Below are 21,842 nucleotides of genomic sequence, written 5' to 3'. Positions count from 1 at the left end.
CCGCACCGATGCAGCGGGGGCGCCCGGGCTCAGGCCCGGGCGCCCTTCGCGTCTGTGGATTTCGGATGCTGCGGCCCGCAGCATCCATCCCCCTCGACGTCGTCGCGCTCGGGGTTACAGGCGGCGGCGGCGCCGGGTCAGGCGCACGGCGGGCATCGGCGGAGCGGGGATGCGCTCGTCGCCGTGGTCGACGACGCGGCCGAAGCGGTCGGAGCCCGCCTCCCAGGCCTCGCGGGCCTCGACGATCTCTTCGTGGGTGCGGCCGACGAAGTTCCACCACATGACGACGTCGTCCTCGAACGGTTCGCCGCCGAGGAGGAACAGCGTCGCCCCGGCCCGGCTCGAGATCACGACATCGTCGCGGTGCGTGCCGAGGTAGAGGAGGTGCGCCGCATCGACCACGACGTCGTCGCCGGCGTCCGCCGTGACGGCGGCCTGGCCGTAGACGGCGACGAGCGCGTGCTCCCACGCGGAATCGAGCGGCACCGTCACCGTCGAGCCCGCCGGAATCCGCAGCTCCGCGCCGACGATCGGCGTGTAGACGGTTGCCGGCGACGCGACGCCCGCGAGCTCGCCGAGCACGACCGTGGCCGAACCCGCGTCGCCGGTGACAGGCGCGAGCTCCACCTCGGGCAGCACCGCGTGCTGCTCGAACGCGGGCCCGCCGTGGCGTCGCGACTCCGGCAGGGCGACCCAGAGCTGCAAGGCGTCGAGCGGCGCGGCATCCTCGCCGACCGAGTACTCGGAGTGGGCGATGCCCGCGCCGCTCGTCATGAGGTTGAGGGCTCCGCGATGAACGACGACGTCGCTGCCGACGGAGTCGCGGTGGCGCACATCGCCGAGGTACGGCCAGGTCACCGTCTGCAGGCCGATGTGCGGGTGAGGTTCGACGCGCATGCGCGTCTCCTGCGGACCGAATCGGTCGAGGAAGCACCAGGCGCCCACGAGCGGCAGCTCGCGCTGCGGGAGTGCGCGGTGCACCGACATCGCGCGCACGCCACCGAGCGGCACTTCGCGGGCCTCGAGCAGGAGGGTGCGCGGTCCCGCACACTCGACCGCGGATTCGGTCGCGACGGCGTCGTCGGCGTCCATTCGGGTCATGTCGCCGGCTCCGATCACTCCGGGTGCGGCTGGTCGGGCCACTCGACGGTGAGCCCGGGCACATCGTGCGTGCGGAGGTACTTCGCCACCACGGGACAGTGCGGCACGACCGTCTCGCCGCGGCGGGCGGCATCCGCCATCGCCTCCGCCACGACCGTCTGGGCGATGCCCCGGCCGCGGAAGGCGGGGTCGACCTCGGTGTGCGGGAAGTGCAGGCGGCCCTTCGCGTCGATGCGGAACACGGTGAATCCCGCGAGCACCCCGTCGACGTGCCCCTCGTAGCGGCGATCCTCGTCGTTGCGGGTCACGATGGTCTGCGTTTGCGTCTCGGTCACTTCAGTCCCTCCGTCGTCCTACTCAACGTACGGGTCCGCCGCGCGATTCCGCCACCGCACACACGCGGACCCCTGGCGGGACGGTGGCCACGGGTCTATCGTCGGCCTCGTCCGCACTGCGCGGGCCGATTCGGGGGAATCGATCGATCCGTCCACGGATTCGAAGGGGAATCATGAAACGACGCATTCTGGCCGCGCTCGCGGCCGTCGCACTGGGGGCCGTCGTGCTCGTCGCGGGGGCTGCAGGGCCTGCCACGGCTTCGCCGCTGCTGGTCGCCAAACACGTCGCCCTCGGCGACTCCATCGCCGCGGGCCAGGGTGGCGGCGTCCCGCTGGACGCCTGCGCCCGGACCGACGGGGGCTACGCGGCCCAGCTCGACCAGGCGCCGAAGTTCAACCTGCTGCGCAACGCCGGGTGCTCCGGTGCCACGATCGCCGACACCATGGCGCAGCTGGAGCAGGTGAACCGCGGTACGAACGTCGTGACGCTCACGGTCGGCGCGAACGACCTCGACCTCGACCAGGTCTACGCCGCGTGCGCGGCGGCCGCGGCGGGCGGGGACCCCGCGCCGTGCCTCGCCGCGATCCAGATGGCCGTCGGTTCCGCGCCGGGGATCGTGATGCCGCTCAGCTCGCTGATCGGATCGGTCGCCCAGCGCTCGCCGAATGCGACCATCGTCGTCACCGGTTACCCGCACCTGCTCGCGGCGCCGCCGGGCGCCCCGCAGTTCGCCCAGCTCGCCGCCCTCGTCGCCGCGGTGAACGGGGCGACCGACGCGCTCAACGCCGCGATCCAGGGCGCCGTCGGCGCCGCCGCTGCGGGCGGTGCGAACGTGCTCTACGCCGACGTGGTCGACGCGTTCGCCGGGCACGGCGTGCAGCTCGTGCCGGGCGTACCCAGCGACCCGTGGTTCGGGCTCGATCCGGTGGGTGACCCGGCGGGCTATCTGCACCCGACGTATGCGGGGTACACCGCCTACACCGACGTGATCCTGGACGCGCTCGGGCGCTGATCCGCGAGGACTGACGGATGCCGCGGTCCGCGGCATCCGTCAGTCCTCATGCCCCCCGCACCGCCGCCTCCTGCCTGCCCGTGCCGACCCCATCTCGCCGATCCGGAATTCGGAGGTGTGATCCCTTTCCGGAGCAGGGACCCCCCGCGGCTCCGGAGACTTCACGAACGTCCGAATTCCCGATCCGCGAAGGGGCGGGCGGCGCGCGCGAGAGGGTCGCGCGAGCGGGGGGACCGCCAGGACGATCGGATGCTGCGACCTGGCAGACTCGGACGGTGACGCTTCTCGAGACCATCAGTGCCGCGGCCGAGGCCTCGGGTGCGCCCGCGGGGGCGCCCGACGCCGACGCGCTGTACGACGCGTTCGTGGAGTGGGCGGGGGATCAGGGCTTCGCGCTGTACCCCGCGCAGGACGAGGCGGTCATCGAGATCGTGTCGGGGTCGCACGTGATCCTGTCGACGCCGACGGGCACGGGCAAGTCGCTCGTGGCGGTCGCGGCTCACGCGGCCTGCGTCGCCCGTGGCGGTCGCACCTATTACACCGCGCCGATCAAGGCGCTCGTGAGCGAGAAGTTCTTCGCGCTCGTCGAGATCTTCGGTGCCGCGAACGTCGGCATGGTGACCGGCGATTCGTCGGTGAATCCGGATGCCCCGATCGTGTGCTGCACAGCGGAGATCCTCGCGAACCTCTCGCTGCGGCAGGGCGCGGACGCCGCGGTCGACCAGGTCGTGATGGACGAGTTCCACTACTACGGCGACCACGATCGCGGGTGGGCCTGGCAGGTGCCGCTGCTGCTCCTGCCGCGCGCGCAGTTCGTGCTGATGTCGGCGACGCTGGGCGATGTCACGCCGATCGCCGAGGATCTCGAGCGCCGCACCGGGCGCACGGTCTCGCGGATCACGGGGGTCGAGCGCCCGGTGCCGCTGCACTTCTCGTACGCCCGCACGCCCGTGCACGAGACGGTCGAAGAGCTGCTGCACACCGGCGAGTCGCCCGTCTACATCGTGCACTTCTCGCAGGCCGCCGCGATGGAGCGGGCGCAGGCGCTGTCGTCGATCAAGATCGTCTCCCGCGAGCAGCGCGACGCGATCGCCGAGGCGATCGGCGGCTTCCGCTTCACGACCGCGTTCGGCCGCACCCTGTCGCGCTACGTGCGCGCGGGCATCGGCGTGCACCACGCGGGCATGCTGCCGCGCTACCGCCGGCTCGTCGAGACGCTCGCGCAGCGAGGGCTCCTCCGGGTCATCTGCGGCACCGACACCCTCGGCGTCGGCATCAACGTGCCGATCCGCACCGTGCTCATCACGGCGCTGTCGAAGTTCGACGGCACGAAGATGCGCCAGCTCTCGGCGCGCGAGTTCCACCAGGTCGCCGGTCGCGCGGGACGCGCCGGCTACGACACCTCGGGCACCGTCGTCGTGATGGCGCCGGAGTGGGAGATCGAGAACGAGGCTGCGCTCCGCAAGGCCGGCGACGACCCCGCCAAGCGCAAGAAGATCGTGCGCAAGAAGGCGCCGACGGGCGTCGTCAACTGGGGCCTCGGATCGTTCGAGCGCCTCGTCGAGGCCGAGCCCGAGCCCCTCGTTCCGCAGCTGCAGCTCACGGCCGCGATGCTCATCAACGTCATCGCGCGCGGCGGCGACGTGTTCGAGAACGTCCGCAGCCTCGTGTTCGACAACCACGAGCCGCGCGCCCGGCGGTACGAGCTCGCGCGGCGCGCGATCGCGATCTTCCGCACGCTGCTGGCGGCCGACGTGGTGGAGATCGACCGGAGCGGAGGCGATGTCGAGGGCCGCAGCATCCGTCTCACCGTCGATCTGCAGCCGAACTTCGCACTCAACCAGCCGCTCTCCCCGTTCGCGCTCGCCGCCATCGAGCTGCTCGACCCCGACGACACGGCGGGCGCCGCGGGAACAGGGCATTACGCGCTCGACGTCGTGAGCGTCATCGAGGCGACGCTCGATGACCCGCGGCCGATCCTGTCGCAGCAGGAGTTCAAGGCGCGCGGCGAGGCCGTCGCCGCGATGAAGGCCGACGGCATCGAGTACGACGAGCGGATGGCTCTGCTCGAGGAGGTCACGTATCCGAAGCCGCTCGAGGAGCTGCTCGCGCAGTCGTACGAGGTGTTCGCGTCGAGCCAGCCGTGGGTGCGCGACTTCGAGCTGTCGCCGAAGTCGGTCGTGCGCGACATGTTCGAGAGGGCGCTGTCGTTCTCGGAGCTGATCTCGCTGTACCAGCTCGCGCGCAGCGAGGGACTGGTGCTGCGGTACCTCTCGGACGCGTATCGCGCGGTGCGCCAGACCGTTCCGGCCGAGGCGCAGAACGACGACCTCCACGATCTGGTCGCGTGGCTCGGCGAGGTCGTCCGACAGGTCGACTCGAGCCTCGTCGACGAGTGGGAGGCGCTGATCAACCCCGTGGACGACCCGTCGGCTCCGGTGGTTCCGCCGGCCCCGCCGTCGGTGCTCACCAACCGCCGCGCGTTCGGCGTGCTGGTGCGCAACGAGCTGTTCCGCAGGGTGCAGCTCGCCGCGCTGCAGCGCGACGAGGAGCTCGTCGAGCTCGACCCCGAGGTGGACTGGCCGGCCGCGCTCGACGCGTATTTCGATGACCACGACGAGATCCTGACGGGCGGAGCGGCCCGGTCGCCGCGACTGGTGACCGTGGACGAGACGGATGCTGCGTCCTCGGGGCTCTGGCGCGTGGAGCAGACGATCGACGACCCGGCGGGCGATCACGACTGGCGCATCCGGGGCGTGGTCGACCTCGCCGCGTCGGAGGAGGCGGGCACCGCGGTGGTGCGGGTGACCGAGGTCGTGCGGCTGTAGCCCGAACGCCCCGATCGTGCCCATCGCACAACGAACCCCCGGCGCGGCTGCGACCGCGCTCAGCCGAGCCCGAGTCCGCCGTCGGTCGACAGCACCTGGCCCACGACCCACGCACCGTCGGGCGTCGCGAGCCAGCCGATGAGCCGCGCGGGATCCGCGGGCTCGCCATAGCGGCCGAAAGGCGTCGACCGCATCCACGCCTCGATCTCGTCGAGCGGCCGGTCGGTCGTCTCCGGGTCGAGATAGCCGGTGTTGACCGGACCGGGATCGATCGTGTTGAGGATGATGCCGAGGTCGAGCAGCTCCGCCGCCACCGTCTTCGTGACGCCGGCGAGCGCCGCCTTGCTCGCCGCGTATGCGACCTCGCCGCGCATCGCGCCGTGGATCTGGCCCGATGTCATCCAGAACACGCGGCCGGTCGGCTCGGTGAACGGCCCCCGTCGCTCGACGCGCTCGCCGGGGCGCGAGTCGGGTGCAGGTGCGCCCGCGTGCAGCCTCGCGAACTCGCGCGTCAGCAGCAGCGTCGACCGTGTGTTGGTCTGCCAGAAGGCGTCGAGCCGGTCGGCGGTCATGTCGAGGATCGACCCGTCGTCGCCCGACCGCGCGTGATTGCACACCAGGATGTCGAGCCGCCCGGTCAGTGCCGTGGCGGCCTCGATGACGAGGGAGACGGTCCCCACGCCCCCTCCCCGCGCCGCTGGCGCGTCGCCCGGAGCCTGCGGGCGCGTGGGCGCAGCCGCGTCCCGCAGGTCCGCGCTGATGTCGCCGAGCTGTGCGCCCGGCGCCAGCTCCGCGCGCAGACCCTCGCGCACGGCGTCGAGGTCGTCGCCGCCCCACGGCAGGCGTGTGTCGTGCGGGCGGTAGTGGTGGAAGAAGACGTCGGCGCCGAGGCGCGCGAACTGGGCGGCGACGGCGAAGCCGATGCCCCGCCGGCGCGAGACGCCGGTGACGAGGGCGGTCTTGCCGGTGAGCGGCAGGGACGACGAGGAGGGGAACATGCGATGCCTTTCGCGGACGCCGGCACGCGGCATCCATGATTCTGTGGCTGCGCGGATCGCGCAGACCGATGGTGACGGAGACGGGGTCACAGGCATTGCATGGGGGTGACGCTACCGCATGCGGTGGAAGGGAGGCATCCGGGATGATGGCGTCATGCCGACGTATGTGGCGTTCCTGCGGGCGATCAACCTCGGGGCGAACCGGAAGTTCCCGAAGGGCGACATCGTGCGCGTGGTCGAGGGCGTCGGGTTCGCCGCCGTCGAGACCCACATCAACACGGGCAACGTACGCTTCACGACGCCGATGCGCTCGCGGGCGAAGATCGAGAAGGCGCTTGAGGACGCCTTCGCCGCGGACCGCGGGTTCGACGTCCCCACGATGGTGTTCACGATCGACGAGCTTGCGGCGATCGCCCGTGACGCCGTCGTCCTCACCGCGGGCCGGCGCGGCCTGGAGCGGCACTACGTGTATCTGCTGAAGGAAGCGCCACAGGCCGACACGATCGCCGAGATCGAGGGGCTCACGACGGATGCCGGCGAGATGGTCGTGCGCGGCCGCGTCGCGCACGCGCTTCTCGGCCCGGGCTACCAGGCCGGAACCGTCGATCCGCTCCGCGCGGCGAAGCTGCTGGGCGTCGCGACCAACCGCAACGCGAACGTCATCACCACGCTCGCGGAGAAGTGGTGCTGAGCTCGGGGTGTGGTGGCTTCACTCGCTCCTCAATTGAGGTCCAGGGCCGGAGTGCGGCCCCGACCCCGGCGCGCCGCTCCTCATCTCGGCCCTGATCCTCAATTGAGGATGCCGGGAGGCTCCTCCACACAACCCGGGGACATGGGTTCGGCTCGGGTTGTGCACCGGGCGGGGTGCGCGGGGGAGCGCGTCGGATCCCGCGGCTACCCTGGGACGGGTGACAATCCCCCAAGGCGACCCGTACGCCGACCTCGCGTGGGAGCCCGAGTTCGCTCCTGCGCCCGACGATTCGTGGGCGCCGCCGGAGGACGGGTGGTCCCCACGCCCCCTCCAGACGCCGCTGGCGCGTCGCCCGGAGCCTCCGGGCGCGTGGGCCCAGCCGCCTCCCGACCCCATGGCGGGCGGCTCGACGTCGATCGACCCCTTCGCGGGCGCCGGTCCGCGCCGGGACTTCACGGGCGCCGACGCGGCCACCGTGCTGCGCGAGGTGTACGGGTACGACGCGTTCCGCGGTGAGCAGGGCGCGATCGTCGACCATGTGATCGCCGGCGGCGATGCCGTCGTGCTGATGCCCACCGGTGGCGGCAAGAGCGTCTGCTACCAGGTTCCGGCGCTCGCTCGCCCGGGGACGGGGCTCGTCGTAAGCCCGCTCATCGCCCTCATGCACGACCAGGTCGACGCGCTCGTCGCCAACGGCGTGCGGGCCGCGTACCTCAACTCGACCCAGGCGCCGCCCGAGCGCGCGGCCGTCGAGCGGGCGTACCTGGCGGGCGAGCTCGATCTCCTCTACGTCGCACCCGAGCGGCTGAACACCGAGGCGACGCTGCGATTCCTCGGGCGCGGAGAGCTCAGCGTCATCGCGATCGACGAGGCGCACTGCGTGTCGCAGTGGGGTCACGACTTCCGCCCCGACTACCTGGCGCTGGGTACCCTCGCCGAGCGATTCCCCGGGGTGCCGCGTCTCGCGCTCACGGCGACGGCGACTCCCGCGACGCACCGCGAGATGACCGAGCGGCTGCAGCTGCCGCAGGCGCGCCACTTCGTCTCGAGCTTCGACCGGCCCAACATCCAGTACCGCATCGAGGCCAAGTCCGACCCGCGGCGCCAGCTCGTCGCGTTCATACGCTCGCAGGGGCCCGGCGCGGCGGGCATCGTCTACGCGCTGAGCCGCAAGTCCGTCGAGCAGACGGCCGAGTTCCTCTCGGCGCAGGGCGTCGACGCGCTGCCGTACCACGCCGGTCTTCCCGCCGAGACGCGCGCCGCGAACCAGTCCCGCTTCCTCCGCGAGGACGGCGTCGTCATGGTCGCCACGATCGCGTTCGGCATGGGCATCGACAAGCCCGACGTCCGCTTCGTCGCGCACATCGACCTGCCGAAGTCGGTCGAGGGCTACTACCAGGAGACCGGCCGGGCGGGCCGCGACGGCGAGGCCTCCGTCGCGTGGATGGCCTACGGCCTCGGCGACGTCGTGCAGCAGCGCCGCATGATCGATCAGTCGCCCGGCGACCGAGCCTTCAAGACCCGGCTCGGCCAGCACCTCGACGCCATGCTGGGCCTCTGCGAGACGGTCGGATGCCGCCGCCAGAACCTGCTCGCCTACTTCGGCGAAGCCTCCGCCCCGTGCGGCAACTGCGACACATGCCTCGAGGCGCCCGACACCTGGGACGGACTCGTCCCCGCGCAGAAGCTCCTCTCGACGATCGTGCGTCTGCAGCGCGAGCGCGGCCAGGCGTTCGGCGCCGGTCACCTCGTCGACATCCTCCGCGGCGCCTCGACCGACCGCATCCGGCAGCAGGGCCACGACCAGCTCTCGACGTACGGGCTCGGCGCCGATCTCAGCGATCAGGACTGGCGCAGTGTGATCCGCCAGCTGCTGGCCCGCGGCATCCTCGTCGCCCGCGGCGAGTACGGCACGCTCGCGCTCGGCGATTCTGCGGCGGGCGTACTGCGCGGCGAGACGCCGGTGCCGTTGCGCCGTGACGTGATGGGCCGCTCCGGCGGCGTCGCACGCGTGCGCAAGTCGACCGCTCCCGAGACGCTCGACCCTGCGAACGCCGGTCTCTTCGAGGCGCTGCGCGCGTGGCGCGCCGGCGTCGCGAAAGAGCTCGGCGTGCCTGCCTACATCGTGTTCGGCGACGCGACACTGCGCGCCGTCGCCGAGCGCCGGCCCGCGAGCCTCGCCGACCTCGACGGTGTCTCGGGCATCGGCGCAAAGAAGCGCGAGGCCTACGGCGAGGCCGTGCTCGCGGTGGTCGCCGCCGCCTGACCGGTCACCGCGGCAGTACGTCGTCGAGGTGCGCCGTGAGCTGAGCCGCGACATCCACCGACGAGCGGTCGTAGAGCCACTGGTACTGCAGGCCGTCCCAGAGCGCGGTGAGCCAGAGGGCCTCGAACTCGGGGTCGCGGTGAGAGGGGAGATCGCCGTCCTCCTGCGCGGCGCGGAACAGCGCGGCGAAGTGGTCCACCACGCCGCGGAAGCGCTCCTCGAAGTAGGCGTGCGCGGGATGGTCGGCGGGCACCGCCTCGCACGAGAGCACGGCGTAGACCTCGATGAGGCCCGGGGCCGTCGCCGCGTTGACGGCGGCGCCGCGGGGGAGGCCGCGCAGCTCCGTGACCGCCCGGTCGGCGGGAACGTGGTCCGCCCGCGACTCGATCTGCTGGTCGCGGTGGCTCAGCACCGCGCTCAGCAGAGCCTCCTTCGACCCGAAGTAGTGCAGCAGCGTCGACTTCGAGACGCCGACGCGTTCGGCGATGTCGCGCAGGCTCGTGTCGCCGTAGCCCTCCTCGGCGAAGAGCGCCGTGGCGCCGTCGACGATGAGCGCGCGGCGCTCGCGGCCCACGCGATAGCCCGAGGGCGCAGCATCCGGTGCCGCGAAGGAAGGCATCGGCGGCACCGGCGCCGCCGTCGAGGCGGGTGGGGGATCGTCGGCGTCGCGCCAGCCCACGGGCAGTGCGAGCGACGCCTCGTACGTCTCGAGGGTCTCGGCGATGTCGACCCGCTCGGGAAGGTACTGTGCGAGCAGCTGGAGGCCGTCCCACGCGGCGGGAACGCGCACGGCCTCGCCGCCCGGGTCGCGGTCCGCCGCGACGGTGTCCTGCGTGATCGCCTCGTCGATGGCGTCCGTTGACAGCTGGCGCAGGCGCGCGTACCGGTCGCGCATGATCTCGTGCGCGGGATGACGGGGGGTGGATGCCTCGCCCGTGAGCGCGGCGAAGAGCGCCCGGTATCCGGGCACGGTCTCGTTGCGCCGCGCGAGCTCGCTGTAGGCGAGGGTGCCGGGGTCCTCAGCCGCCATGCGCTCGAGGAGCTCGGTCTCGTTGTCACGCTCGAACAGGTCGACCACGGCGGCGAGCAGCTCGTCCTTCGTGGCGAAATGCCGGAGCAGACCGGGGTGGCTGATGCCGGCGGCGGCCGCGATGTCACGCAGCGACGTGGCGCGGTATCCCCGGGTGACGAATGCGTCGTGCGCCGCGGCGACGATCGCGGCGCGGGTCTGCTCGGTGCGGGCGGTGCGCACGGCGCCGGGTGCGGTGGTCGTCGTCACGTCGTCACCGCCTCCCTGCGCTCGTCTGCGCCCATCCTATCCTCGTCGATTACCAAGCGGTCGAGTTTCAGTTACCAAACGGTCGAGTTTCAGGTACGCTCGTGGCTGGACGCGCGTCGGAGTCGACGCGCGTCGCACCCGAGAAAGGACTCCGATGACAGAGATGTCGCCCGCCGCGACGGTTGCGGCCGCCGGAACGACCGGCTTCAAGGCACCGGGCACCACGCCCGAGAAGACTCCCCGGGGCTACACCCCCGGCCTCGCCGCGGTGAACTTCGGCGTCTATCTCGCGCTGCTGACGCCGGTGCTCGTCTCGATGGCCTTCAAGGTCGAGCACATCTCGCCCGAAGGCACCGCCACCGCCAACCTCGGGCTCATCATGGGCGTCGGCGCGCTGTTCGCGCTCATCGCCAACCCGCTCGCCGGCCGCCTGTCCGACCGCACGACCTCCCGCTTCGGCATGCGCCGCCCGTGGATCCTCGGCGGCACGCTCGTCGGCCTCGGAGGCTTCGCCCTCATCGGCGTCGCGGAGTCGGTGTGGGTCGTGCTCATCGCGTGGTGCCTCGTGCAGACCTCGATGAACGCCGTGCTCGCCGCCGCCAACGCGACGCTCCCCGACCAGGTGCCGGTCACCGGCCGCGGCAAGGTGTCGGGCATCGTGGGCCTCACCACGCCGCTCGGCATCCTCGCCGGCTCGTTCCTGGTCAACTTCCTGTCGGACGACTTCGCCCGCTTCGTCGTGCCCGCGGCCATCGCCACCGTGCTCGCGGTGCTGTTCGTCCTCGTGCTGAAGGACCGCCGCCTCGACCACAAGCCCGCGCAGAAGTTCACGGTCGGCCAGTTCTTCGGCTCGTTCGTCTTCAACCCGGCCAAGCACCCCGACTTCGGCTGGACCTGGCTCACCAAGTTCCTCGTGATGTTCGGCTACGCGGGCATCGCGACGTTCCTGCCCTTCTACCTCACCGAGAAGTTCGGCCTCGACGAGCAGACCGCGATCACCACGATCCTCATCGCCAACCTCGCGTCGATGGTCGCCATGGCCATTTCGGGCCCGCTCGGCGGCGTGCTCTCCGACAAGATCGGCAAGCGCCGCCCGTTCGTCGCGATCGCCGGCGTCATCATGGTCGTCGGCCTCGTGACCCTCGCGTTCGCACCGAGCATCGCCGTCGTCCTCGTCGCCCAGGCGATCATCGGCTTCGGCGCCGGCTCGTTCATGTCGGTCGACCTGGCCCTGGCGACCGAGGTGCTGCCCAACCGCGACGACACCGCGAAGGACCTCGGCGTGCTCAACATCGCCAATGCGCTGCCGCAGTCGATCGCCCCCGCGATCGCCCCGGGCATCATCGCCCTCGGCGCCACCACCTCCCTCGGCGGCTACACCGTGTACTACCTCTTCGGCGCGCTCGTGTCCCTCGCCGGCGCCGTGCTCGTCTACCGCATCAAGGGAGTGAAGTGATGACCGACACCACGACGACGATCGCGGATGCGGCGACCCCTGCCCCATCGGACCGGCCCTGGCTCGACGCGAGCCTGCCCGTCGAGGAGCGCGTCGAGCTGCTCCTCGCCGAGATGACGGTGGAGGAGAAGGCGGGCCTCTTCTTCCAGACGATGATCGTGATGGGCGAGGGCGGCGAGCTGTCCGAAGGCGACTCCGCGTTCGGCATCCCGTCCAACCGCGAGTACGTGGCCGGCCGTCACATGAACCACTTCAACCTGCTGGGCGTCGCGCCCAAGGCCAGTCACATCGCGGCCTGGCACAACAAGCTGCAGGAGCTCGCGGCATCCACTCGCCTGGGCATCCCGGTGTCGATCTCGACCGACCCGCGCCACTCGTTCAGCGACAACCCGGGCGCCGCGATGTTCGCCGGCCCGTTCTCGCAGTGGCCCGAGCCGCTCGGCCTCGCGGCCACGCGTGACGCGGACCTGGTGCAGCGCTTCGGCGACATCGCGCGCCAGGAGTACACGGCCGTCGGCATCCGCGTCGCGCTGCACCCGCAGGTCGACCTCGCGACCGAGTCGCGGTGGGCGCGCCAGCTGCAGACGTTCGGCGAGGACGCTGCTCTCGCGGGCGAGCTGGGCGCGGCGTACGTGCGCGGCTTCCAGGGCTCCGCGTTCGGCCCGGGCTCGGTGAGCACGATGACCAAGCACTTCCCGGGCGGCGGCCCTCAGAAGGACGGCGAGGACCCGCACTTCGACTACGGCCGCGAGCAGGTCTACCCCGGCGGGCAGTTCGAGCTGCACCTCAAGCCGTTCGAGGAGATCTTCGCCGCGGGCGGCCGCCAGATCATGCCGTACTACGGCATGCCGGTCGGCACGGAGTACGAGGAGGTCGGCTTCGGCTTCAACAAGGGCGTGCTCACGGGCCTGCTGCGCGAGCGCTTCGGCTTCGACGGCATCGTCTGCACCGACTGGGGCCTGGTCACCGACCAGCCGATCATGGGCACGGACTTCGCCGCCCGCGCGTGGGGCGTGGAGCACCTGACCCCCGCCGAGCGCATGGTGAAGATCCTCGACGCCGGCGCCGACCAGTTCGGCGGGGAGCACGACCCGGAGCTGCTCCTCGGCCTCGTGCGGGACGGCCGCGTGAGCGAGGAGCGCCTCGACGTCTCCGCCCGCCGTCTGCTCCGTGAGAAGTTCGAGCTGGGCCTGTTCGAGAACCCGTACGTGGACGTGGAGGCGGCCGACGCCATCGTCGGCTCGGCGGAGTTCCGCGCCGCGGGCGAGGCCGCGCAGCGCGCCTCGATCGCCGTGCTGTCCAACGACCAAGCCCTGCCGCTGCGCCGCGGACTGAAGCTCTACGTCGAGGGCATCGCGCCCGAGGCGGCGGCTCACTACGGCGAGATCGTCGAGACGCCGGAGGAAGCGGATGCGGCGATCCTGCGCCTGCAGGCACCCTACGAGCAGCGCGCCTCGATGTTCGAGAACTTCTTCCACGCCGGGTCGCTCGACTTCCCGGAGGACGTCGTCGCCCATGTGCGCGCGGTGTCGGAGGTCGTGCCGACGGTCGTGGACGTGTTCCTCGACCGTCCCGCGATCCTCGGCCCGATCGTCGATGCCGCGGCCGCGGTCACGGCGAACTGGGGCGCGAACGCCGATGCACTGCTCGACGTCCTGACCGGCGGATCCCCGGCGACCGGCAAGCTGCCGTTCGACGTGCCGAGCTCGATGGCGGCCGTGGAGGCGTCGCGACCCGACGTGCCCTTCGACACCGCCGACCCGCTGTTCCGCTTCGGCCACGGGCTCTCGCTCTAGCCGGCTGAGACGAGGATGCTGCGCCGCGACCTCGCGGCGCAGCATCCCTTTTGTCGTTTCGCCGCGCACAGAATCGGAGACTGTGCCCGACACGCGGGCTCGGGATGCTGTGACCCGGCGTGTCGCCGAGAGCCTCCGATTCTGTGCAGGGCTACCCGCCGGCGCCGGGCACGACCACGACCGGCACGGGTGCGTTGCGCAGGATCTTCGATGCGCTGGAGCCCAGGAACACCTGGGCCAGGCGGTGCGTCGACGACGAGCCCACCACCATGACATCGCCCTCGGTCCAGCCGACCGACGACACCGCCGTGCCCCAGTCGCCGGCGGCGGCGATGCCGTACTCGAGATCGTCGTCCGAGAACCCCAGGGTCTTCAGGTGCGCTGCCGCCTCCTGCTGCGCGGCGGCGGCCTGCACGCCCCACAGCTCGATGACCTGGGTCTGCGCGTGGCTGATGTCGGTGGTGACGGGGCGGCGTGACGGGTTCACGAGGAACGTGACCAGGCGCATCCGCGCCGAGGCGAGTCTGCTGAACTCCGCGACGCGGTTCAGCAGCGACCAGCTGGCATCGTCATCGCGGAAGCCGACGGTCACCCTCGTGACGGCGCTCGTCGTGCGGAAGCTCCGCGGAGCGATGGCCACCGGCAGGGGCGAGGAATGCACGAGCCGGTCGGTCTTCGAGGTCAGCCGCACGCGCCCCGGCTCCGCCTCCTCGGCGGATCCCACCACGATCATCCGCGCGTCTCGCGCCACCGCCTGCTCGATCAGTGTCGCCGGCGCTGATCTGCCGGCGACCCACACCGCCTCGGCGGGGATCCCGGGGTGGTGGGCGAAGTCCGACAGGGCGAGCTCCGCACTCAGCCGGCCTTCGCCCGCGGCCCACTCCTCGTACTCGCGGTCGACGCCGCCGGCGAGCGGCGTGCCCCACCCCTGCGGGACGACCGACACCGCCACGACCGGCTCGGGGTGCGAGCGGGCGAACTGGAACGCGAGCTCGATCGCGCTCCGATCGTCGCCGCGCGGTCCGTAGCCGACGAGGTACGTCACGTCTCGTCCTCGGGATGGATCGGCTCGGCGATCTGCTCCGCCGAGGTGTAGTCGTTCAGCGTCGCGTGCTTGCGTCCGTAGAACCAGTAGTAGAGCAGCACGATCGCGATCCAGGTGCCGAAGATCACCCACGTGATGGCCGCCAGCCCCGACAGGATGTAGACGCATGCGGCGATGGTGAGGATCGGCACCACCGGGTAGAGCGGAACCCGGAAGGGGCGCTCGAGGTCGGGCTTCGTGCGCCGCAGCACGATGACGGCGAGCGCCACGACGCTGAAGGCGACCAGCGTGCCGATCGAGACGGTGTCCCACAGATAGTCGGACGGCACGAACCCGGCGATGATCGCGACGATCACCGAGACGACGATCGTGTTGTAGATGGGCGTCATCGTCTTGGCGTTGACCTTGAGGAACCGGCGGGGGACGAGGCCGTCGCGAGAGATCGAGAACAGGATGCGGGTCTGGCCGTACAGCGTCACCAGCGTCACGGAGAAGATCGAGACGACCGCACCGGCCGCCAGGATCGTGCCCCAGATCGGGTTGCCCGTGATGTTCTCCAGGATCTGGGCGAGGCCCGCCTCACTGGCCTCCTCGGTGGAGTAGAACTCCACCGGCTCGGCGGCGAGCCCCGCGATGGCGACCAGGATGTACACCGTCGAGACGATGATGAGGGCGCCGATGATCGCCTGCGGGAGCGCCTTCTGCGGGTTGCGCACTTCCTCGCCCGCCGTCGCGACGGCGTCGAGGCCGATGAACGAGAAGAAGATGGTCGCCGCGGCGGCGCTGATGCCGGCCGCGCCGAACGCGAAGAAGTTCTCGAAGTGGTCGGCGTTGAACGCGGTGAAGCCGAGGACGATGAACAGCGCGAGCACCCCGAGCTTGATCAGCACCATGATCGTGTTCACCGTGGCCGACTCGGCGACGCCGCGGATGAGGAGCAGGCAGCACAGGCCCACGAGGACGACGGCGGGCAGGTTGATGATGCCGCCGGTCGCCGCGCCATCGGATCCGGGGATGAACGACACCGACAGGGCATCCGGCAGCCGGAATCCGAGCGTGTTCTCGAGCAGTTCGTTGAAATAGCCGCTCCAGCCCACCGCGACCGCCGAGACGGCGACGCCGTACTCGAGCAGCACGCAGCCCGCGATGATCACCGCCCAGATCTCGCCCAGCGCGTGGTACGTGTACGAGTAGGTGGAGCCGCTCACGGGGATCGCCGAGGCGAGCTCGGCGTAGCACAGCGCCGACAGGCCGGCGCAGATCGCGGCGACGATGAAAGAGATGATCACCGCGGGGCCCGCCTCGGGGATCGACTCGCTCAGCACGAAGAAGATCCCGGTGCCGACGGTCGCGCCGACGCCGAACATCATGAGCTGGAAGGTGCCGATGTTCCGGGCGAGCTCCTCGCCCTTGTGGTGCTTCTGCTGGATGACGATGGGCTTGCGCCGAAAGAGCTGTTCGCCGAGTGCGGCCATGTCGGACTCCCCACGGGGTGGCCGGGCCACAGCGCCCGGAGTGCCCCCAGTCTGGTGCGCGGTGCCGATCGGGCATAGGCCCGCACACCCGACCAGCGTCTGGGATCACAGACGTCAGTCGGTGCGCGTCCGCGACGAGTGAGCGCCACCCGCATAGGCTGACGGAGGCGGGCGACGAGGCCCGCAACGGGAGCGAGCGTGGCCACGAGCAACATCGAGATCGCACAGCAGGCCGAACTCTGGCCGATCACCCGGATCGCCGAGGGGCTCGGCATCCCTGACGAGGAGCTCGAACCGTACGGCCGGTTCAAGGCGAAGGTGTCGCTGCGGCACCTGCGGACGCTCCAGGAGAAGCCGCGCGGGCGGCTCGTGCTGATGACCGCCGTGTCGCCCACCCCAGCGGGCGAGGGCAAGACGACGACCACCGTGGGCCTCGGCGACGCGCTCACCCGCATCGGAGAGCGGGCGATGATCTGCCTGCGCGAGCCGGCCCTCGGGCCGGTGTTCGGCATGAAGGGCGGCGCCGCGGGCGGCGGGTACGCACAGGTCGTGCCGATGGAGGACATCAACCTCCATTTCACGGGCGACTTCTCGGCCATCGCGATCGCGACGAACCTGCTCGCGGCGCTCATCGACAACCACGTCCACCACGGCAACGCCCTCGGCATCGACGTGCGTCGAGTGACCTGGCGGCGCGTGCTCGACGTCAACGACCGGGCCCTCCGCGACGCCGTGATCGGCCTCGGCGGTCCATCGAACGGCTACCCCCGCGAGGACGGCTTCGACATCGTGGTGGCGAGCGAGGTGATGGCGATCTTCTGCCTCGCCACCGACCTCGCCGATCTCAAGGAGCGGCTCGGTGAGATCGTCGTCGCGTACACCCGCGACCGCACGCCGATCCGCGCCCGCGACCTGCAGGCGCACGGGGCCATGGCCGCGATCCTGCGAGACGCGCTCGCGCCGAACCTCGTCCAGACGCTCGAGCACACCCCGGCGTTCGTGCACGGCGGCCCGTTCGCGAACATCGCGCACGGCTGCAACTCGTACCTCGCCACCGATTCCGCGCTGCGGATGGCCGACTACGTCGTCACCGAGGCCGGCTTCGGCGCCGATCTGGGCGCCGAGAAGTTCGTCGACATCCTGTGCCGGACGACGGGCCTCCGCCCCGACGTGGCGGTGGTCGTCGCGACCGTACGCGCCATGAAGTTCCATGGCGGCGTCGAGGTCCAGGACCTCCCGCACGAGAACGTCGCCGCCCTCGAGCACGGCACGGCCAACCTCCTGCGGCACCTGAAGACCCTTCGCGAGACGTGGGGCATCCCGACGGTGGTCGCGATCAACCATCGCGCGGAGGACACGGATGCTGAGACCGCGGCGCTCGTCGCGGCCGCCGAGTCCGTCGGGGTCACGGCCGTGGTCGCGAAGCACTTCGCCGAGGGCGGCGCGGGCGCGGAGGAACTGGCGCGCGAGGTCGTGCGCCTATGCGACGAGCGTGCCGCGGGACCGGAGGACGCGCAAGCGCTGCACTTCACGTACCCGGATGACGCGACGCTGTGGCGCAAGATGAACGCGATCGCGACGCGCGTCTACGGAGCGTCCGAGATCACCGCGTCGACCGCCGTGCGCGCGCAGATCAAGCGCCTGCAGGACGAGGGGTACGGCGGGTACCCGGTGTGCGTCGCGAAGACGCAGTACTCGTTCTCGACCGATCCGAAGCTGCGCGGTGCGCCGACGGGCCACGTCGTCGACATCCGCGAGGTGCGCCTCGCCGCGGGCGCGCGGTTCGTCGTGATGATCTGCGGCGACATCATGACGATGCCCGGGCTGCCGGTGACCCCCGCCGCGAACAGCATCGACGTCGATGATGAAGGGCGCATCGTCGGGCTCTTCTGAGACGGGCCACCCGGCGGTCAGAGCGGCGGAAAGGTGCGCACCCGCTCGACGCGGAACGTGTGCGGAAGCGCCGTGAGGTCGCGGGTGCCGTCTGCGCGCGGCAGCTCGTAGAGATCCAGCATGAGCTGCACGGGGTAGTCGATCGCCTGGTGCACGGTCTTCACCCAGCGGTGGTCGATGAAGAACCGCACCGCGTCGGGCGTCCACTCGACGGCGTAGTCGTGCATCGCGGTGAGATCGCCCTCGACACGGACTTTCTCGAAGTCGTCGCGCAGGCGCGGGTCGTGCTGGCGCTTGATGCCGACGCCGACCCAGCCGCCCTCGTCGTCGATCTCGCTGCCGAAGATCTCGGCGATGCAGATCTCGCCGGAGTCCTCGGGGCGGTCCTCGAAGCCGATCGGCCAGAACGCCACCATCGCGTCGGGGTGGCGCACCGCGGCCATGCGGACTTCGATCACGCCGAACCGGGGCAGGTGGAGCCGGCGCTCCGGCTGCTCCTCGCGCACCACCAGGCCATCGCGGAAGCGGTGCTGCCCGATCGCGCTGCCCCGCACGCCCGCGAACTGGCCGGTCTGCACGTGCGAGACGCGGTTGTCGCCGTCGAACTCCGGTGACCATGGCGCGGTATCGGCGTCGATGAAGAGCTCGAGCGCGTCGGGCGCGATGCAGTAGCGGGCGGCGGTGCGCTCGCGCGACGACCAGTGCGGCAGGTAGTGCGGCCACCACACCTTCTCGTCGAGCACCCCCTCGCCGAACCGCTCGTCGAGATCGGGCTCGCGGCCGTCGAGGTCGAGCGGCGACATGTCGACGAGCGGAGCTCCGGCGGCGGTCTCGTTCATCATGGATCGCAGACTGATGCCCCGGTCATCAGCGATCGGTGACGAGGATGGTGTTCCCGTCGGGGTCGGTCGCGGTGAAGAAGAGGCAGCGGTCGGGGTCGCCGAGCTCGTCGGTCGGGTGCGCTCCGAGCCGCGCGAGGCGCTCGTGGACGGAGGCGAGGTCATCGACGCGGAAGTTGCACGTCGCCCACGGCAGGCCGGGGTCGACATGGATGCCGCTCTTCGGCCCCATCAGCGTCACCTGCCCGTGCGAGCCCGCGAGCACGCTCGAGGCGTCGCTCTCTTCGACGACGCCGAGGCCGAACGCATCCGCGTACCAGTGCGCGCTCGCTCGCGGATCGTGCACGGGGATGAACGCGGTCGTGATCGCCGTCGGCGGGCTCATGACCCGAGCCTAGGCCTCGCCGCGGACGTTCGCGCGGTCCTGCCGGTGCATCCCCGTCACGGCGTCCGGAGGCGCCCTGGCTGTGCGTCTTGCACAACGCATCCGTCACCCGTGTCGCTCCGACCTTGTGGACATCCACCAGAGGCTTTGAGGGGACGTTGTCGGAGTTCTACGGTCGAAGGGAACTTGATCCTTCCCGTCGCACCGAGAGGTGATGCACATGGCTGACGCCGCCGTCCGCACCAAGAAGCCCGCCGTCCACAAGAACACGCCCGCCGGGGGAGCCCCGACCGCTCCGCACACCGCGGCCGAGGCATCCGATCCCCGTATCGACATCGCCGCGGTCACCGACCTGCTCCTCGGGACGTGGGGTGAGACCCGCCGCGAGGCCCGCGAGATGATCAAGGACCCCGCGTTCTGGCGCATCGAAGGGCAGCCGATGCCCGAGCACCGCGAGCGCGTGCTGACGCAGCTGCACCTGCTCGTCGAGCACGGCGGTTCGCGCCGGGCGATGCCCGAGAAGTTCGGCGGACTCAACGACAACGGGGCGAACATCGCCGGCTTCCAGGAGCTCGTGCTGGCCGACCCCAGCCTGCAGATCAAGTCCGGCGTGCAGTGGGGCCTGTTCGGCTCGGCCGTCTTCCAGCTCGGCACCGAGAAGCACCACGACAAGTGGATGCCGGGCATCACCGACCTCTCGATCCCGGGCGCGTTCGCGATGACCGAGACCGGACACGGCTCGGATGTCGCGGCCATCGGCACGACCGCGACCTACGACCCCGAGACCGAGGAGTTCGTGATCCACACGCCGTTCCGGGGCGCCTACAAGGACTACCTCGGCAACGCCGCGCTGCACGGCAAGGCCGCGACGGTGTTCGCGCAGCTCATCACGGGCGGCGTCAACTACGGCGTGCACTGCTTCTTCGTGCCGATCCGCGACGACGAGGGCGCGATGCTCCCGGGCATCATCAGCGAGGACGACGGCGTCAAGGGCGGCCTCAACGGCATCGACAACGGCCGGCTCGCGTTCGACCAGGTGCGCGTCCCGCGTTTCAACCTGCTCGATCGCTACGGCCAGGTCGCTGCCGACGGCTCGTACACGTCCGACATCCCGACGCCCGGCCGCCGCTTCTTCACGATGCTCGGTGCGCTCGTGCAGGGCCGCGTGTCGCTCGACGGCGCCGCGACCACCGGCACCGCGCTCGCCCTCCACATCGCGCTCACGTACGCGAACCAGCGCCGCCAGTTCGACTCGGGCGCCGGCACCGAAGAGGTCGTGCTGCTCGACTACGGCAAGCACCAGCGGCGCCTGCTGCCGCTCCTCGCGCAGAACTACGCGCAGTTCTTCAGCCACGACGAGCTCCTCAAGAAGTTCGACGCCGTGTTCTCGGGCCGCACCGACACCCCCGAGGAGCGCGAAGACCTCGAGACGCTCGCCGCCGCGCTCAAGCCCCTGTCGACATGGAACGCCCTGTCGACGATCCAGGAGGCCCGCGAGGCCTGCGGCGGCTCCGGCTTCCTCGCCGAGAACCGCATGGTCGGCCTCCACCAGGACCTCGACGTCTACGTCACCTTCGAGGGCGACAACAACGTCCTGCTCCAGCTGGTCGGCAAGCGACTCCTGTCGGACTACGCCAAGCAGTTCAAGGGGGCGGATGCTGCGAAGCTGGCCCGCTTCGCCGTCGGCCAGACCGCGGGAAAGGTGTTCCACGGCGCGGGCCTGCGCCAGCTCGGCCAGACGGTGACCGACTTCGGCTCGACCGCGCGCTCGATCGAGCTGGGCCTGCGCACCGACCAGCAGCACGAGCTGCTCGCCGGCCGGGTGCAGCAGATGGTGGCGGATGTCGCGGCCGCCCTGCGTCCGGCATCCAAGCTGTCGCCGGCCGAGGCCGCCGCGCTGTTCAACAGCCACCAAGCGGAACTCATCGAAGCGGCCCGCGCACACGGCGAGCTGCTGCAGTGGGAGGCCTTCACCGACGGCGTGAACCGTGTCTCGGACGAGGGCACCAAGCAGGTGCTGACGTGGCTGCGCGACCTGTTCGGGCTGCACCTCATCGAGAAGCACCTCGCGTGGTACATCATCAACGGCCGGCTCTCGACCCAGCGTGCGGCATCCGTCTCCCGCTACATCGATCGTCTCGCGGCGCGGCTGCGTCCGCACGCGCAGGATCTCGTCGACGCCTACGGCTTCGCGCCCGAGCACGTGCGCGCCCCGATCGCGTCGGGTGCCGAGCGCAAGCGCCAGGACGAGGCGCGCGAGTACTACCGCGCGCTCGCCGCGTCGGGCGAGGCGCCGGTGTCGGAGAAGTCGCTCAAGAAGAAGTGACGGCGCGCGGCTCGCACCGTGCGAGCCGGCGTCCTCGAATGAGGAGCTGAGCCGGGATGAGGGCTGGTCTGCGCCGACGGCTCCGCATCTCGGCAACGATCCTCAATTGAGGATCG

At 71.0% G+C, this 21,842-nt stretch carries 16 protein-coding genes; 8 read left to right on the top strand and 8 right to left on the bottom strand.

Features of this window, described 5'->3' with window-relative positions:
- Positions 1 to 114: 114 nt before the first annotated feature.
- Both Q9R33_RS07335 and Q9R33_RS07330 read right to left on the bottom strand, forming a co-directional pair.
- Positions 115 to 1,101, bottom strand: a complete 987-nt coding sequence (locus Q9R33_RS07335; RefSeq protein ID WP_311293320.1) for a pirin family protein — start codon at positions 1,099 to 1,101, stop codon at positions 115 to 117.
- 14 nt (positions 1,102 to 1,115) lie between these two features.
- Positions 1,116 to 1,436 carry a GNAT family N-acetyltransferase gene (locus Q9R33_RS07330; RefSeq protein WP_056364873.1) on the bottom strand — a complete coding sequence of 107 codons (321 nt, stop codon included), beginning with the start codon at positions 1,434 to 1,436 and terminating at the stop codon, positions 1,116 to 1,118.
- 173 nt (positions 1,437 to 1,609) lie between these two features.
- Between Q9R33_RS07330 and Q9R33_RS07325 the strand changes: the two genes are divergently transcribed.
- A complete protein-coding gene (locus Q9R33_RS07325; protein ID WP_310244731.1) occupies positions 1,610 to 2,449 on the top strand; it encodes a GDSL-type esterase/lipase family protein in 840 nt (279 codons plus the stop codon).
- Between the two features lie 275 nt (positions 2,450 to 2,724).
- Complete coding sequence (locus Q9R33_RS07320; protein ID WP_311293318.1) at positions 2,725 to 5,277, top strand: DUF3516 domain-containing protein; 2,553 nt, start codon at positions 2,725 to 2,727, stop codon at positions 5,275 to 5,277.
- Positions 5,278 to 5,336: 59 nt separating this feature from the next.
- Here the strand turns inward: Q9R33_RS07320 and Q9R33_RS07315 are convergent, their stop codons facing one another.
- Positions 5,337 to 6,275, bottom strand: a complete 939-nt coding sequence (locus Q9R33_RS07315; protein WP_311293317.1) for an SDR family oxidoreductase — start codon at positions 6,273 to 6,275, stop codon at positions 5,337 to 5,339.
- Positions 6,276 to 6,429: 154 nt separating this feature from the next.
- On the opposite strand from Q9R33_RS07315, the gene Q9R33_RS07310 reads away from it, so the two are divergent.
- Positions 6,430 to 6,966 (top strand): DUF1697 domain-containing protein, encoded by a 537-nt coding sequence (locus Q9R33_RS07310; RefSeq protein ID WP_310244733.1) that lies wholly within the window; start codon positions 6,430 to 6,432, stop codon positions 6,964 to 6,966.
- A gap of 217 nt (positions 6,967 to 7,183) precedes the next feature.
- The gene (recQ, locus tag Q9R33_RS07305; RefSeq protein ID WP_311293316.1) at positions 7,184 to 9,232 is read left to right on the top strand and encodes a DNA helicase RecQ; all 2,049 of its coding nucleotides are present in this window, start codon (positions 7,184 to 7,186) and stop codon (positions 9,230 to 9,232) included.
- A 4-nt stretch (positions 9,233 to 9,236) separates the two neighbouring features.
- On the opposite strand, the gene Q9R33_RS07300 is transcribed toward recQ, so the two are convergent.
- Positions 9,237 to 10,511, bottom strand: a complete 1,275-nt coding sequence (locus Q9R33_RS07300) for a TetR/AcrR family transcriptional regulator (protein WP_311293315.1) — start codon at positions 10,509 to 10,511, stop codon at positions 9,237 to 9,239.
- Between the two features lie 154 nt (positions 10,512 to 10,665).
- On the opposite strand from Q9R33_RS07300, the gene Q9R33_RS07295 reads away from it, so the two are divergent.
- Positions 10,666 to 11,967, top strand: coding sequence for an MFS transporter (locus Q9R33_RS07295; protein WP_056364854.1), 1,302 nt, complete (start codon positions 10,666 to 10,668; stop codon positions 11,965 to 11,967).
- Entirely contained in the window at positions 11,967 to 13,763 is a 1,797-nt protein-coding gene (locus Q9R33_RS07290; protein ID WP_311293313.1) for a glycoside hydrolase family 3 N-terminal domain-containing protein, read from the top strand. Before Q9R33_RS07295 ends, Q9R33_RS07290 begins: the two co-directional genes overlap by 1 nt.
- Positions 13,764 to 13,914: 151 nt before the next feature.
- On the opposite strand, the gene Q9R33_RS07285 is transcribed toward Q9R33_RS07290, so the two are convergent.
- Together Q9R33_RS07285 and Q9R33_RS07280 are read right to left on the bottom strand one after the other, a co-directional pair.
- Positions 13,915 to 14,808, bottom strand: coding sequence for a universal stress protein (locus tag Q9R33_RS07285; RefSeq protein ID WP_311293312.1), 894 nt, complete (start codon positions 14,806 to 14,808; stop codon positions 13,915 to 13,917).
- Positions 14,805 to 16,283: an APC family permease gene (locus Q9R33_RS07280; RefSeq protein WP_056364847.1), complete on the bottom strand. Its 1,479-nt coding sequence runs from the start codon at positions 16,281 to 16,283 to the stop codon at positions 14,805 to 14,807. Before Q9R33_RS07280 ends, Q9R33_RS07285 begins: the two co-directional genes overlap by 4 nt.
- 198 nt (positions 16,284 to 16,481) lie before the next feature.
- Between Q9R33_RS07280 and Q9R33_RS07275 the strand changes: the two genes are divergently transcribed.
- The gene (locus Q9R33_RS07275) at positions 16,482 to 18,176 is read left to right on the top strand and encodes a formate--tetrahydrofolate ligase (protein WP_056364843.1); all 1,695 of its coding nucleotides are present in this window, start codon (positions 16,482 to 16,484) and stop codon (positions 18,174 to 18,176) included.
- 17 nt (positions 18,177 to 18,193) lie between these two features.
- Here Q9R33_RS07275 and Q9R33_RS07270 read toward each other — a convergent pair whose 3' ends face one another.
- On the bottom strand, positions 18,194 to 19,018 hold the full coding sequence (locus tag Q9R33_RS07270) for a glycoside hydrolase family 16 protein (protein WP_311293311.1): 825 nt from the start codon (positions 19,016 to 19,018) through the stop codon (positions 18,194 to 18,196).
- 25 nt (positions 19,019 to 19,043) lie between these two features.
- Positions 19,044 to 19,400 (bottom strand): VOC family protein, encoded by a 357-nt coding sequence (locus tag Q9R33_RS07265; protein ID WP_311293309.1) that lies wholly within the window; start codon positions 19,398 to 19,400, stop codon positions 19,044 to 19,046.
- Positions 19,401 to 19,620: 220 nt separating this feature from the next.
- On the opposite strand from Q9R33_RS07265, the gene Q9R33_RS07260 reads away from it, so the two are divergent.
- Positions 19,621 to 21,726 (top strand): acyl-CoA dehydrogenase, encoded by a 2,106-nt coding sequence (locus Q9R33_RS07260; RefSeq protein ID WP_311293308.1) that lies wholly within the window; start codon positions 19,621 to 19,623, stop codon positions 21,724 to 21,726.
- The last annotated feature ends 116 nt before the right edge of the window (positions 21,727 to 21,842 follow it).

This window comes from Microbacterium sp. PRC9, from assembly GCF_031844125.1.
GTDB lineage: Bacteria > Actinomycetota > Actinomycetes > Actinomycetales > Microbacteriaceae > Microbacterium.
This window is presented reverse-complemented; position numbering and strand designations above follow the sequence as displayed.